Origin of the sequence: Xanthomonas sp. LMG 12459, assembly GCF_009192905.1 — a bacterium.
In the GTDB taxonomy this organism is placed as follows: domain Bacteria; phylum Pseudomonadota; class Gammaproteobacteria; order Xanthomonadales; family Xanthomonadaceae; genus Xanthomonas_A; species Xanthomonas_A sontii.
In genome coordinates, this window is record NZ_NSGT01000004.1 from 1 (window position 1) to 13,241 (window position 13,241).

At 71.8% G+C, this 13,241-nt stretch carries 11 protein-coding genes and 1 pseudogene; 4 read left to right on the forward strand and 8 right to left on the reverse strand.

The annotated features are described in order from the left end of the window. Positions 1 to 162, forward strand: a 162-nt coding sequence (locus CEK65_RS00925; protein WP_304951733.1) for a uracil phosphoribosyltransferase, incomplete at its 5' end; no start/stop codon positions are given. Positions 163 to 438: 276 nt separating this feature from the next. After that, on the forward strand, positions 439 to 2,628 hold the full coding sequence (locus tag CEK65_RS00930; RefSeq protein WP_152180475.1) for a primosomal protein N': 2,190 nt from the start codon (positions 439 to 441) through the stop codon (positions 2,626 to 2,628). A 253-nt stretch (positions 2,629 to 2,881) separates the two neighbouring features. On the opposite strand, the gene CEK65_RS00935 is transcribed toward CEK65_RS00930, so the two are convergent. Further along, positions 2,882 to 4,018, reverse strand: coding sequence for a glycosyltransferase family 4 protein (locus tag CEK65_RS00935; protein ID WP_226980442.1), 1,137 nt, complete (start codon positions 4,016 to 4,018; stop codon positions 2,882 to 2,884). Positions 4,019 to 4,107: 89 nt separating this feature from the next. Further along, positions 4,108 to 4,623, reverse strand: a pseudogene (locus CEK65_RS21085) (VanW family protein); the annotation flags it as partial. A gap of 194 nt (positions 4,624 to 4,817) precedes the next feature. On the opposite strand from CEK65_RS21085, the gene CEK65_RS00940 reads away from it, so the two are divergent. Then, the gene (locus tag CEK65_RS00940) at positions 4,818 to 6,122 is read left to right on the forward strand and encodes an NAD(P)/FAD-dependent oxidoreductase (protein WP_152180476.1); all 1,305 of its coding nucleotides are present in this window, start codon (positions 4,818 to 4,820) and stop codon (positions 6,120 to 6,122) included. A 57-nt stretch (positions 6,123 to 6,179) separates the two neighbouring features. Next, positions 6,180 to 6,797, forward strand: a complete 618-nt coding sequence (locus CEK65_RS00945; RefSeq protein WP_026143642.1) for a trimeric intracellular cation channel family protein — start codon at positions 6,180 to 6,182, stop codon at positions 6,795 to 6,797. A 124-nt stretch (positions 6,798 to 6,921) separates the two neighbouring features. On the opposite strand, the gene rpoH is transcribed toward CEK65_RS00945, so the two are convergent. From rpoH to rhlB, 6 genes are all read right to left on the reverse strand, one after another. Next, a complete protein-coding gene (rpoH, locus tag CEK65_RS00950) occupies positions 6,922 to 7,800 on the reverse strand; it encodes an RNA polymerase sigma factor RpoH (protein ID WP_026143641.1) in 879 nt (292 codons plus the stop codon). A gap of 218 nt (positions 7,801 to 8,018) precedes the next feature. Continuing rightward, entirely contained in the window at positions 8,019 to 8,753 is a 735-nt protein-coding gene (gene ung / locus CEK65_RS00955; RefSeq protein WP_152180477.1) for a uracil-DNA glycosylase, read from the reverse strand. 28 nt (positions 8,754 to 8,781) lie between these two features. Further along, complete coding sequence (locus tag CEK65_RS00960; RefSeq protein WP_017909425.1) at positions 8,782 to 9,624, reverse strand: response regulator; 843 nt, start codon at positions 9,622 to 9,624, stop codon at positions 8,782 to 8,784. Positions 9,625 to 9,631: 7 nt separating this feature from the next. Next, on the reverse strand, positions 9,632 to 10,576 hold the full coding sequence (gene ftsX, locus CEK65_RS00965) for a permease-like cell division protein FtsX (RefSeq protein ID WP_017909424.1): 945 nt from the start codon (positions 10,574 to 10,576) through the stop codon (positions 9,632 to 9,634). Further along, the gene (ftsE, locus tag CEK65_RS00970; RefSeq protein ID WP_017909423.1) at positions 10,573 to 11,259 is read right to left on the reverse strand and encodes a cell division ATP-binding protein FtsE; all 687 of its coding nucleotides are present in this window, start codon (positions 11,257 to 11,259) and stop codon (positions 10,573 to 10,575) included. Before ftsE ends, ftsX begins: the two co-directional genes overlap by 4 nt. A 73-nt stretch (positions 11,260 to 11,332) precedes the next feature. Further along, positions 11,333 to 13,090, reverse strand: coding sequence for an ATP-dependent RNA helicase RhlB (gene rhlB, locus CEK65_RS00975; RefSeq protein WP_152180478.1), 1,758 nt, complete (start codon positions 13,088 to 13,090; stop codon positions 11,333 to 11,335). Between the last annotated feature and the right edge of the window lie 151 nt (positions 13,091 to 13,241).

Sequence of the window (13,241 nt, forward strand, 5' to 3'; positions counted from 1 at the left end):
TTCCTGGTCGCCGCGCCGGAAGGCCTGCAGGCGCTGGAAGCGGCGCACCCGGACGTGGAGGTGTACACCGCCGCCATCGACGACCATCTCAACGAGAAGGGCTACATCCTGCCAGGCCTGGGCGACGCCGGCGACCGCATCTTCGGCACCCGTCTGGGCTAGGGCGTGTCACCGATCCCCGAGCATGCCGCGCCGCGGTTGCGCGTGCTTGTGGCAAGGAAGAGCGAGGAAGTGGACGTGCGTCCACGCCCGAGCGATGACGCGGCCACGGGCACGCGCAACCGCGGCCCTTCGGGTTGGGTCTGGCAGGCGCGCTGCCGACGCCGCGCGGCTTGACCTGACGGCCAGTCAGGCGCTGCGCCACGCAACGCCGGCAGCGCGCCTGCCAGACCCAACGCGGCGTACTCGGGGATCGGTGACACGCCCTAGACTAGGCGGATGCCCTCCCCCGCCGCCACGCTCCGCGTCGCCCTGCCCGTCCCCTTGCCGCAGCTGTTCGACTACCTGCCGCCGCCCGGCGGCACGGTCGCCGACGGCGACGTCGGCCGCCGCGTGCAGGTGCCGTTCGGCAACCGCGAACTGAGCGGGGTGGTGGCGGCGATCGGCCAGGTCGAGGATGCCGACGGCCTGCGCGCGGCGTTGGCCTGGCTGGACCCGGTGCCCCTGCTCCACGGCGAACTGGCCGAGTCGCTGCGCTGGCTGGCGCGCTACAGCCACGCGCCGCTGGGCGAGGTGCTGGCGACCGCCCTGCCGGTGCCGTTGCGCCGCGGCGAACCGCTGCCCGACACCCACGCCTGGGCCTGGCGCCTGACCGAGGCTGGCGCCAGCCACCGCGCCCGCGCCGGCACCCGCCCGCACCGCTTCGCCGCGCTGCTGGCGGACGGCGCCATGGACGAGGACCGGCTGGACCAGGCGATGGACGACTGGCGCAGCGCCGCGCGCGCGCTGGCCAAGCGCGGCCACGCCGAGCGCATCGCGGTGCCGGCCAGCGCTGCGGCGCCGCAGCCACAACCCGGTCCGATCCCCAATGCCGAACAGCAGGCCGCCATCGACGCGGTGGTCGCCGCCGCCGGGTTTGCCCCGTTCCTGCTCGACGGTGTGACCGGCAGCGGCAAGACCGAGGTCTACCTGCAGGCGATCGCCGCCTGTCTGGCGCGCGGGCGCCAGGCGCTGGTGCTGGTGCCGGAGATCGGCCTGACCCCGCAGACCCTGGCCCGCTTCCGTGCCCGCCTGGGGGTGCCGGTGCACGCGCTGCATTCCGGGCTCAACGACAACGAACGCGCGCGGGTCTGGGCCGCCGCCTGGCGCGGCGAGGCGCGGGTGGTGGTCGGCACCCGCTCGGCGGTGTTCGTGCCGCTGCCGCAGGCAGGATTGATCGTGGTCGACGAGGAACACGACGGCAGCTACAAGCAGCAGGACGGCATCCGCTACCACGCCCGCGATTTCGCCCTGGTCCGCGGCAAGGCGCTGGACGTGCCGGTGCTGCTGGGCAGCGCGACGCCGTCGCTGGAGAGCCTGCACAACGCCGCCAGCGGCCGCTACGCACACCTGCGCCTGACCCGCCGCGCCGGCGACGCCAAGCCGCCGACCGTGCGCGTGCTCGACGTGCGCAAGCGCCCGCTGCAGGACGGGCTGTCGCCCGAGGTGCTGGCCGGGATCGGCACGGCATTGGCCGACGGCGGCCAGGTGCTGGTGTTCAAGAACCGCCGCGGCTATGCGCCGGTACTGCTGTGCCACGACTGCGGCTGGACCGCGCCGTGCCAGCGCTGCAGCACCCCGCTGCACGCCACGCCGATGACCGTGCACGCCGGCGGCCGGCGCCTGCAATGCCACCACTGCGGCGCGCGCCAGCCGGCGCCGCTGGCCTGCCCGGACTGCGGCAGCCTGGCCCTGCAGCCGCAGGGCATCGGCACCGAACGCCTGGAGGAGCGCCTGGTGCAGGCATTCCCGGACGTGCCAGTGCTGCGCATCGACCGCAGCACCACCCAGCGCCGCGATGCGCTGGAGACGCAGTTGGCCACGCTCGGCACTGCGCCCGGCATCCTGGTCGGCACCCAGATCCTGGCCAAGGGCCACGACCTGCCGCAATTGAGCCGGGTGGTGGTGGTGGGCATCGACGAAGGCCTGTTCTCGGCCGATTTCCGCGCCAGCGAGAAGCTTGCGCAGCAGCTGATCCAGGTCGCCGGGCGCGCCGGCCGCGCCGCGCGCCCGGGCGAGGTCTGGCTGCAGACCCACCACCCCGCGCATCCGCTGCTGCAGACCCTGGTGCACGGCGGCTACCACGCCTTCGCCGCCGCGGAACTGGAGCAACGCGAGGCCGCCGGCTTCCCGCCGTTCGCGCACCTGGCGCTGCTGCGCGCCGAGGCCAAGCAGGTCGAGCACGCCAACACCTTCCTCGCCGCGGTACGCGCACTGCTGCCGGTGCAGGACGAGGTGCAGCGCTTCGGCCCGATGCCGGCGCCGATGCCACGCCGCGCGGGTTTCCAGCGCACCCAGTTGCTGCTGTCGGCCAACACGCGGCGCGCGCTGCACGCGTTGCTGGACGCGGCGGTGCCGGCGATCCACGCGCTGCCGCAGGCACGGCGGGTGCGCTGGTCGCTGGATGTGGATCCGCAGGATCTGTACTGACACGGCGAGTGGTGGCAGCTCGGCAGAACCGACGCGCTGTCCAATGCCGTAGAAACGGCTTCAGCCGCGATGAGGCGTTACCGGGAGTGCTTCGTCGCGGTTGAAGCCGCTGTTACGAGGCATGAGGCAATGGCGCGTATCGCGACACCACCCGTATTCCCCCCGGAGCCGCTCTAGAGGAACAGCGCATCCGCTTGACGCGTAGCGAGGCAGGCGGGCAACGCGCCAGCGGCCGTGACACCTCGTGCGTTGCTCAGCCCGCCAGACCCAAGGCGTCGATCACCTGCGCGCGCAGCGCAGCACTGTCGCCGGCCTCCACGCAGCGCCACGCGCCAGCGTCCGCGGACAGGCCGCAGGCGGCGGTGGCGATCACCGGTTTGCCCAGCGCCATGGCCAGCAACAGGCCGCGCGGCTGTTGCTCGATCCACGCCGGCAGCAGCACCAGGCAAGCAGCGTGCACGCCTTCGGCCATCGACGCGACCCGCTGCACCGCGATGCCGCTCCAGAAGTCCGGCGTCTCCTGCGCACCGGGCGGCAGCAGCAACACCAGCGGCAAATCACGCACCGCCTCACGCAGTTCGTAGGCGCCCTTGCGCGCCAGCGCCGAGGCCGCCAGCAGTACCCGCGGTACGGCGTCCGCCGTGATGGCCGCATGCTCCGCCGCGGCTGCCGGGAGCGCCGGCCGTTGCCATTCCAGCGCGAGGCCACGGCTGCCGGCCAGCGCCAGCAGTTCGCGGTGCGGGGTGATCCAGCGCCGCGCCTGCGCCAGTGCCGCACGCTCGGCGGCGACCAGCGCCGGATCGGCGCGGAAATCGCGCAGGGTGGGACTGTGCGGATGCCGCTGCGCGGCCACGTCCAGGCGCGCCTGCAGCAGATGCATCGGCAAGGCGGTCATGTACACGTCCCAGCGCCGGCCCTGCAACTCGCCGGCCAGCCATAGCTCCGGCAACAGGCTCTGCGGCACCACCAGGTCGACATCGCGCGCGCCCAGGCGCCGCCGCAGCGCCTGCAGGCGGATGCGCTGCGCGCGCTGGCGCGCCTGCGGCAACGGCATGCCGCGCCACAACCACCAACGCCGCAGCAGCGCCGCGCGCAAGGCCGCGACGCTGGTCCGCGGCAGCGCCAGCACGCGGTCGCCGGGTTGCTGCCGGCGTCGGCGGTCCGTGGCGAACTCCGGCCAGTCCTCGTCGACCAGCCAGGTGCGGTGCAGCCCATCGGGCACCGCTGGCACATGGCGATGGCAGGCGCTGCGGCCGCAGCGGGTGCAGTCGTTGGCGGCGTCGACACCGGCCGGCGCGGTGGGTCGCTGCAGCGGCGGCAACGGCAACGCCGCCGGCGCCACGGCACCGCCACGGATGCGCACGTGCAGCGCTTCGCCGTCCAGCCACACCTCCAGCCGCCACGGCGCGGCGGCGCGGCGGCGCGCAGGCGCAGGTCCACGTAGTTCCAGAACACCACCGCGTCGCGGTCGCGCTCGGCCAGGGAGCCGGCAATCACCTGGGTGTGGCGGTGCCGCTCGACGATCTCCAGGCCCTGCCGCAGCGCCGCGTCGTAGATCGCATTGGACACCTGGCACAGGCCACCGCCGATCGACGGCACCAGGCAGCCCTCGCGCAGTTCGCGGCCGGCGACGAAGCCGCGACGGCCGGTGGCGCGGCCGAGCTGGCGCCAGAAACCGAAGGTCGCCCCGGCTGGCACCTCCACGCCGTGCAGCGCACGCGCGGCCAGGCGCAGGTTGTGGATCTTGCCGGCCACCAGCTGCGGCGCGGTCTCCTCGCGGTCGGGCCACAGCGCGGTGACGGATTCGGCACAGGTGCCGTCGGCGATCGCCAGGCCGGCGTCGCGCCGATGCCGACGCGGTCCGCCGCGCAGATCGTGCAGCGCGCGGCGCAGTTGCAGCGTCCGCGTCTTGGCCCAGAACAGCAGGCTGCGCCAGCGCGACGGCAGCGGCGCCGGCGGCGGCGCCGATGCGCGCGCCTTCACTGTCGCTGGCATGAGCGTGCGTCCTCCCTGTCGCTGACCGCGCTTGGCATCGCGCTACTATACGGACATGCAGGTCCGGCCCTCGACGAGCGCGCAGCGCCTTTTCGGCAGCGCGCGTTCCGGCGGATCGGTGCGCGCGCGACTGCGAGGCGACCGCCGCGCCGATACCGGACGCTCTCCTCTTTCTCCCGCTCCTGGAGTCCTGCATGAACGACACACCCGTGCCGCACCTGATCGTGGTCGGCGGTGGCTTCGCCGGCTTGTGGGCCACCCGCGCCCTGGCCAGGACGCCGCTGCGCATCACCCTGATCGACCGCCGCAACCATCACCTGTTCCAGCCGCTGCTGTACCAGGTCGCCACCGCCGGCTTGTCGGCGCCGGACATCGCCGCGCCGCTGCGGCAGATCCTGCGCCACCAGGACAACGTCGAGGTGCGCCTTGGGGAAGTTGTCGACATCGACAAGCAGGCGCGGCAAGTGCGCCTGGCCGATGGCCAGGCGCTGGCCTACGACTACCTGCTGGTCGCCACCGGCGCCACCCACGCCTATTTCGGCCACGACGACTGGGCCGCGCACGCGCCGGGCCTGAAGACCCTGAACGATGCCCTGCAGTTGCGCCGGCACCTGCTGCTGGCGTTCGAGCGTGCCGAGGCGGAAACCGACCCCGCCGCGCGCGCGGCCTGGCTCAGCTTCGCCATCGTCGGCGGCGGCCCCACCGGCGTCGAACTGGCCGGCACCCTGGCCGAGATCGCCCGGCACACGCTCAAGCATGAGTTCCGCCACATCGACCCGGCCGAGGCGCGAGTGCGGCTGATCGAGGCCGGCCCGCGAGTGCTGTCCTCCTTCCCCGAACATCTCTCGGCCAAGGCGCAGCAGCAGTTGGAAAAGCTCGGCGTGGAAGTACTGACCGGGGTGCCGGTCGCCGACATCGACGCCCATGGTTATCGCCTTGGCGACGCCTTCGTGCCGGCGCGCACCGTGGTCTGGGCCGCCGGCGTGGCCGCCTCGCCGCTGGCGAAGACCCTGCAGACGCCGCTGGACCGCAGCGGCCGCGTGCAGGTGCAGCCGGACCTGAGCGTGCCCGGCCATCCGGAACTGTTCGTGGCCGGCGACCTGGCCGCGCTGCAGCAGGCCGACGGCCGCCCGGTTCCCGGGGTGGCACCGGCCGCCAAGCAGATGGGCCGGCACGTCGCCGACACCCTGCGCCGGCGGCTGCGCGGCGACACCGCCAGCGTGCCGTTCCGCTATGCCGACTACGGCAACCTGGCCACCATCGGGCGCATGGCCGCGATCGTGCACCTGGGCCGGCTGCAGCTCTCCGGGGTGCTGGCCTGGTGGTTCTGGCTGGCCGCGCACGTGTTCTTCCTGATCGGCTTCCGCAACCGCGTGGTGGTGCTGCTCAACTGGGCCTGGGCGTACTGGAGCTACCAGCGCGCCGCGCGCATCATCCTCGGCGACCCGCCCGCGGCGGAGGACACGCAGGCGCAGCCCTCACCGCCCGTGGACAGGTGACACTGCAAGGCCGGGCTGCGATCCTAGCCGGCCTTTTTGCTGCAGCGCAGTGCCGTTTTGGCCACCTTCCTGTTCCTGCTCGACCTGCTGGGCACCTTCGTGTTCGCGATCAGCGGCGCCACCGTCGGCGTGCGCCACCGCCTGGACCTGTTCGGGGTGCTGGTGCTGTCGTGCGCGGCCGCGGTCTCCGGCGGCATCGCCCGCGACGTGCTGATCGGCGCCACCCCGCCGGCGGCGCTGGCCGACGTGCGCTATCTCGGCGTCGCCTGCCTGGCCGGGCTGCTGGCTTTCTACAGCCACCACACGGTCGAGCGCCTGCGCAATCCGGTGCAGATCTTCGACGCGATGGGCCTGGCGCTGTTCGCGGTCTACGGCACCAGCAAGGCGCTGGCGTTCGGCCTGGGCCCGCTCAGCGCGCCGCTGCTGGGCATGCTCAGCGGCATCGGCGGCGGCATCGTCCGCGACCTGCTGGTGGCGCGCACGCCGGTGGTACTGCAGGCCGAGCTGTACGCGGTGGCGGCGCTGCTCGGCGGCGGCGTGGTGGCCGCGGCGCAGGTGCTGCACCTGCCGCAGCCCTGGGGCCTGGGGGTGGGTGCGGTGCTGTGCTTCGGCCTGCGCTTCATGGCGATCCGCTACGGCTGGCACCTGCCGGTGGCGCGTCCGCCGGAGTCGTGATCCAGCGGCGTGCGGACGGACTTCCGCAGCCGGCAGTCGCCAATCCGCGGGCAGCCCAGGACAAGAAAAAAGGCCCGGCAATGCCGGGCCTTTTCGCACGTTGCAATCGATCGCCGCAGGCGACTCAGGCGACGAACAGCGCCTTCATTTTCTTCAGCGCGTTCGCCTCGATCTGGCGGATGCGCTCGGCCGACACGCCGTACTCGTCGGCCAGTTCCTGCAGGGTGATCTTGCTGTCGGCATCCAGCCAGCGGCGCTTGATGATGTCGCGCGAACGCGCATCCAGTTCCGCCAGGCCTTCGCGCAGCAACTGCAGCTGGTTGTCCTCGCTGTCGGCGCGTTCGTAGGCCTGCGAGGGATCTTCCTCGTTGGCCATCAGATACGCGGCCGGCGACGGCGGCGCGTGGTCGTCGTCCTCGTCGGACGGCGCATCGAAACCGATGTCGCGACCGGACAGGCGCGACTCCATCTCCAGCACCTCGCGCTCGGACACGTTGAGGTCCTTGGCCACGGCGGTGACCTCGGCCGCGTTCATCCAGCCCAGGCGGGTCTTGGACTTGCGCAGGTTGAAGAACAGCTTGCGCTGCGCCTTGGTCGTGGCGACCTTGACGATGCGCCAGTTCTTCAGGATGTACTCGTGCATTTCGGCACGGATCCAGTGCACCGCGAAGCTGACCAGGCGCACGCCCATGTCCGGGTCGAAACGCTTGACCGCCTTCATCAGGCCGATGTTGCCTTCCTGGACCAGGTCGCCCAGCGGCAGGCCGTAGCCGTTGTAGCCGCGAGCCACGTGCACCACGAAGCGCAGGTGGGAATGGACCAGTTCACGGGCCGCGTCCAGGTCTTCCTGGTCGCGATACCGCACCGCCAGTGCACGTTCCTCGTCGGACGTCAGCACCGGGATCTGATGCACGGCGCCGATATAGGCATCCAGCGAACCGAGCGGACTGGGAATCGGGAGGTTGTTGGCAACCAATGCGTTGGAAGTAAGCGTCTGGCTCATAGGGCTCATCTTAGCAGTCTACTAATTGGACTGCTGGGTACAGTAAAAAGTTCCTGTGTTCTGTTTATGCAACATATGAATCAGGAATGACACTGCAGCACAAGCCACTGAAACAATCGGGACGCATCGTCATCCCGTTCTCTGACCGCAAAAGTAGCAGCCGGTTCGCGAAAATGGCGTCCACGTCAGGCGACAGCGTCGCCCTGTCCAACCACGGTTCAGGCGCCGCCCAGCGCCGCTTCCAGCTCCGCGCGCGGCGGCAGACTCCAGTCGATGGGGGCGGCACCCCGGCGCTTCAAGTACTCGTTGGCAGCGGAGAAATGCTTGCAGCCGAGGAAGCCGCGGTGCGCCGACAGCGGCGAGGGGTGCGGCGCCTTCAGCACGCGGTGGCGGCGGGTATCGATGACCTTGCCCTTGGCCTGGGCATAGCTGCCCCAGAGCAGGAACACCAGACCCTCGCGCTCCCGGTTGAGGGTCTCCACGACGTGGTCGGTGAAGCCCTCCCAGCCCTTGCCCTGATGGGCGCCGGCGCGGCCCTCCTCCACCGTCAGCACCGCGTTGAGCAGCAGCACGCCGCGCTGCGCCCACGGCAGCAGGCAGCCGTGGTCCGGCCGGCGGATGCCCAGGTCGTCCTCCTCGATCTCCTTGTAGATGTTCAGCAGCGACGGCGGCACCGGCACCCCCGGCAGCACCGAGAAGCACAGCCCGTGCGCCTGGCCGTAGCCGTGGTACGGGTCCTGGCCGAGGATCACCACCTCCACCTTTTCGAACGGGGTAGCGTCGAAGGCGGCGAAGATCTGCCGCCCCGGCGGGAACACCCGCGCGCCGGCGGCCTTGCGCTGGCGCAGGAAGGTGGCCAGTTCGCGCATCTCCGGACGCAGCAGCCAGTCGCCGACCTGAGCCTTCCATGACGGCTCCAGCTGGATCCGGCTTTCGTCTTCGTTGTTGCTCATCGCTTCCAGGCTCGGGACATCACATCGGTCAGAAGGTCACCGCGATCTCGTCGAGCCGCGCCAGGCGCAACTGGAACAGCACCTTGGTGACCAGCAGGCGCTCTTCGATCGGTTTCTGCACCAGGTCATTGGCGCCGGCGCGCAGCAGCTCGGACTGGGTGTGCGGGTTGCTGTCGCCGGTCATCACCAGCACCGGCATGCGTCGCTTGCCGTAGGCGAAGTCGACGCGGATGCGCTGGACCACGTCGCGGCCGTTGAGCTCGCCTTTCAAGGTGACGTCGGTCAGCACCAGGTCGATGCGGCGGGTGGTGCGGCCCAGCGACTCGGCGGTCAGCAGGGCGAACGCGTCCTCGGCGCTGAGCACGTGCACCACGTGCAGCTGCTGGCGCTCGAGCATGCGCTTGGTGGCTTCGGCCACCACCCGGCTGTCCTCGACGTAGAGCACGGTGGCGCCGGCCACCGGCTGCGGCTGCACGTAGCCGCGGATGAAGGTGGCCAGCGCCTCGTGGCCGAGCGCCTTGTCGAAGTAGTCGGTGACGTACTCGGTGAAGCGGCGCTCGACCAGGTGCTGCTGGGCGTCGCCGGAGACCACGATCACCGGCACGTAGGCCTGGCCGGCGGCCTCGCGCACGCTGCGGGCCAGGGTCAGGCCGTCGCCGTCGGGCAGCCCCAGCGAGGTGGTGACCAGGTCGACCGGGCCGGCCTCCAGCGCGGCGCGCGCCTCGGCGATGCTGGCGCAGCCGACCACGGTCACGTCGGGCAGTTCGCGATGCAGCACGTCGGCGATCAGCTTGCGCACCAGCTTCGAGCCATCGACCACCATCACCCGGGGGGCGGCGCTGATCAGATGCTTGAGCTCGTGCCCGGCCATGTGCGCCTCAGGTGTCGGTGGGCCGCGTCTGGCGCAGGAAGTGGCCGGTCACCAGCCAGGCGCCGAGCCAGCCCAGCAGCAGAGTGCCGAGCAGCACGAAGCCGGCGTGCAGCGCGTCCAGCCCGTGCAGCACGAAGTGGCTGCCGTAACTGTCGGCCAGCGCCGCCAGCGGCTGGCCCAGGGCCATGCCGGAGGCGGCGAGCAGGCCCAGCGCCAGCACCCCGGCGCCGAAACCGTACCAGGCGCCCAGGTACAGGAACGGGCGGCGGATGAAACCGTCGCTGGCGCCGAGCAGCTGCAGCACGCCGATCTCCTCGCGTCGCGACTGGATGTCCAGGCGCACCGTGTTGCCGACCACCAATACGGCGCCGGCGCCGAGCAGCAGCGACAGCACCTGCACCAGGCGTTCGCCGAAATGCAGCCAGCCGTCCAGGCGCTTGCGCCACAGCGCGTCGTGCTGGACCAGATCGGCCTGCGGCAGCGCGGTCAGCGCCGTCGCCAGCGGGGTGTCGTCGGCCGCGGCCGGGGTGACGATCAGCAGCGTCGGCAGCGGGTTGTCCTGCAGCGCATCCAGCGCTTCGCCGAGGCCGGCGCTGTCGCGCAGCTCGGCCATGCCCTCGGCCGGCGTGCGCAGCGTCACCGCGGCCACGTCGCCACGGCCGCGCAGGGTCTGCGCCAGCGCCTGCGCCGCGGCGGCGTCGACGTCGGTCTTCAGGAACACGTTGATGTCGCGCGACTGCTGCACGCTGCCGGCGAACTGCTTGAGGTTGTCCAGGGCGATCGACAGGCCCAGCGGCAGGGTCAGCGCCAGCGCCATCACCGCCATGGTCAGCAGCGTGGCCCACGGCTTGCGCATGGCGCGGCCGAGGCTGTAGACGATGCTGTGCAGGTGGTGGTCCCACCACACGCCCAGCCGCGAGGGCGCCGCGGCGCCGGCGTTGCGCGCGCTCATTCGGCCAGGTCCTGCGGCGAGATGTCGTCGATCAGGCGGCCGTGGTCCAGGATCAGCACGCGCTTGCGCATCTGCTTGAGCAGCGCCAGGTCGTGGCTGACCACCAGCACGCTGGTGCCGCGCGCCGGCAGTTCGGCGAACAGCTGCATGATCTCCGCGGCCAGGGTCGGGTCGAGGTTGCCGGTGGGTTCGTCGGCGACCAGCAGCCGCGGCTCGCCGACCATCGCCCGGGCGATGCCGACGCGCTGCTGCTCGCCGGCCGACAGCTGCGAAGGCAGCGCCTTCTCGCGATGGCCCAGGCCCATGCGCTCGAGCACCGAGCGCACGCGCTTGCCGATCTCGGCGCGGCGGGTGCCGCGCAGGATCAGCGGCAGCGCGACGTTTTCGGCGATGCTGCGGTCGGTGAGCAGACGGTGGTCCTGGTAGACCGCGCCGACCTCGCGCCGGTGCAGCGGCACGCGGCGGCCGCGTACCTTCAGCAGGTTGCGCTCGCCGAACAGCACCGCGCCGCGCGAGGGCCGCTCGCTCAGGTGGATCAGCTTGAGCAGGGTGCTCTTGCCGGCACCGGAATGGCCGGTGACGAACAGCATCTCGCCCTCCTCGACCTCGAAGCTGACGTCCACCAGCGCCGCGTGGCCGCCGGCGTACTGTTTGCTGACATTGTCGAACCGCAGAACGCTCATCCGGCGATTATGCCGGAGCGGCTGGGGTGTTCGTCCACCGCGCGCGTCGCACGCGGCGGACGGCCGGTCCGGCTCAGGAGCTGGACACCAGCGAGCGCAGCTTGCGGCCCAGGCGGGTCAGGAACGAATCGTTCTTCGCCGCCGCACCACGCTCGGCCTGGCGCGCAGCCTTGACCGGGGTGGCCACGACCTGCACCGGCTTGGCCGGGGCCGCGGTCGCCGGGGCGGCGCTGCCGTTGCCGGCCGGTGCGCCCTCGGCACCTTCCAGCGGACGCCCGCCGCGACGGCGACGGCGCTTGCGCGGCGCACGCTCGCCCTCGACCGCGGGCGCTGCGCCCTCGGCCGGCGCGGCACGCGGCGGCTTGGGGGCAGACGCTGGCGCGGCGGCAGCCGGCGCAGTGCCGTCGGCCGCCGCGGCGGTGGCATCGGCCGGACGCGGCGTGCGCGGACGCCGCGGCTTGCCGTCGGCGCTGCGCGACTCGCCACGGCCGCCCGGGCCGCTGCGACCGCCGCCGGGCTTGCCGCGACCGCCGCCGCGACGCTGCTCGTCGGCCTCGCGCTGGGCGCGGGCCTCGCGGAAGATCTCGCCGATGCTCTCGTCACCCTCGGCCTCGGCGGCCTCGCCCTCCACCGGCGCGCGCGGGGTGCGCGGCAGCGCCACCAGCAGCTCGGCGGTGACCGGCTCGACCGGGATCTTCTGCTCGATGTAGGCCTCGATGTCCGGCAGGCTCATCGCGTAGCGCTCGCAGGCGAAGCTGATCGCGTCGCCCTCCTCGCCCAGCCGCGCGGTGCGGCCGATGCGGTGCACGTAGTCCTCGGCGTCGAACGGCAGGTCGTAGTTGTAGACGTACTTGACCCCGTCGATGTGCAGGCCGCGCGCGGCCACGTCGGTGGCCACCAGGATCTCCAGCTGGCCCTTCTGGAAGCGGTTGAGCAGGGTCTCGCGCTTCTTCTGCGGCACGTCGCCGGACAGCACGCCGACCCGGTAGCCGTTGCGCTCCAGCGCCCGCGCCACGCGCTCGACGAACGCCTTGGTGTTGACGAACACCATGGTGCGCGCGCCCTCGCTGCGCGACAGCAGGCCCAGCAGCAGGGTCAGCTTCTCCTCGTCGGAAGGGAAGTAGATGCGCTGGCGCACGCGCGCGGCGGTGATGCTCTCGGTCTCGACGACGAGCTTTTCCGGCTCGTTCATGTGCTCGTAGGCCAGTTCCAGCACGCGGTGGCTGAGGGTGGCCGAGAACAGCAGGGTCTGGCGGGTGCCGCGCTCGGGCATGCGCCGCAGCAGGAAGCGGATGTCCTTGATGAAGCCCAGGTCGAACATGCGGTCGGCTTCGTCGAGCACGCAGATCTCGCAGGCGTGCAGCGACACCACCTTGTGCTGCTTGACGTAGTCGATCAGGCGGCCGGGGGTGGCGATGATCACGTCCACGCCCTGCTGCAGCAGTTCGCGCTGCTTGTCGTAGTCCACGCCGCCGTAGACCAGGGCGAAGCGCAGGCCCAGTTCGGAGCCGAACTTGACCGCGTCCTTGTGGATCTGGATCGCCAGCTCACGGGTCGGGGCCAGGATCAGCGCGCGCGGATCCTCCGGCTTGCGGTCGGCCAGCGCCGGGCGGCTGAGCAGGCGGTTCATCACCGCCACCAGGAACGCCAGGGTCTTGCCGGTGCCGGTCTGGGCCTGGCCGGCCACGTCGCGGCCGGGAAGGGCCACCGGCAGGGTCAGCGCCTGGATCGGGGTGCAGCGGGTGAAGCCGGCGCTTTCGAGGCCTGCGAGCAGCGCGGGCTGCAGGTCGAACGCGGAAAAAGTCACATCGGTCAGCGGTTTGTCGCTCATCATTCCATCTTCGTGAGGCCACCCCGCCCGAAGCGTAAGGTCGCGGCTTGCATCGGTCCCGGCAGCGTCGCACACTGGCGTCTTCCATGCCGGGTCGCGCGACAGGGGGAATCCCTTGAGATCGCCGCGCAATGCCCCAGTTTACCGCAAT

What these genes read in the sequence shown, in the direction of transcription:
- CEK65_RS00930 (WP_152180475.1), top strand. Translation starts at nt 439, where the DNA reads ATGCCCTCCCCCGCCGCCACGCTCCGCGTCGCCCTGCCCGTCCCCTTG.
- CEK65_RS00940 (WP_152180476.1), top strand. Translation starts at nt 4,818, where the DNA reads ATGAACGACACACCCGTGCCGCACCTGATCGTGGTCGGCGGTGGCTTC.
- rpoH (WP_026143641.1), bottom strand. Translation starts at nt 7,800, where the DNA reads ATGAGCCAGACGCTTACTTCCAACGCATTGGTTGCCAACAACCTCCCG.
- ung (WP_152180477.1), bottom strand. Translation starts at nt 8,753, where the DNA reads ATGAGCAACAACGAAGACGAAAGCCGGATCCAGCTGGAGCCGTCATGG.
- CEK65_RS00960 (WP_017909425.1), bottom strand. Translation starts at nt 9,624, where the DNA reads ATGGCCGGGCACGAGCTCAAGCATCTGATCAGCGCCGCCCCCCGGGTG.
- ftsX (WP_017909424.1), bottom strand. Translation starts at nt 10,576, where the DNA reads ATGAGCGCGCGCAACGCCGGCGCCGCGGCGCCCTCGCGGCTGGGCGTG.
- ftsE (WP_017909423.1), bottom strand. Translation starts at nt 11,259, where the DNA reads ATGAGCGTTCTGCGGTTCGACAATGTCAGCAAACAGTACGCCGGCGGC.
- rhlB (WP_152180478.1), bottom strand. Translation starts at nt 13,090, where the DNA reads ATGAGCGACAAACCGCTGACCGATGTGACTTTTTCCGCGTTCGACCTG.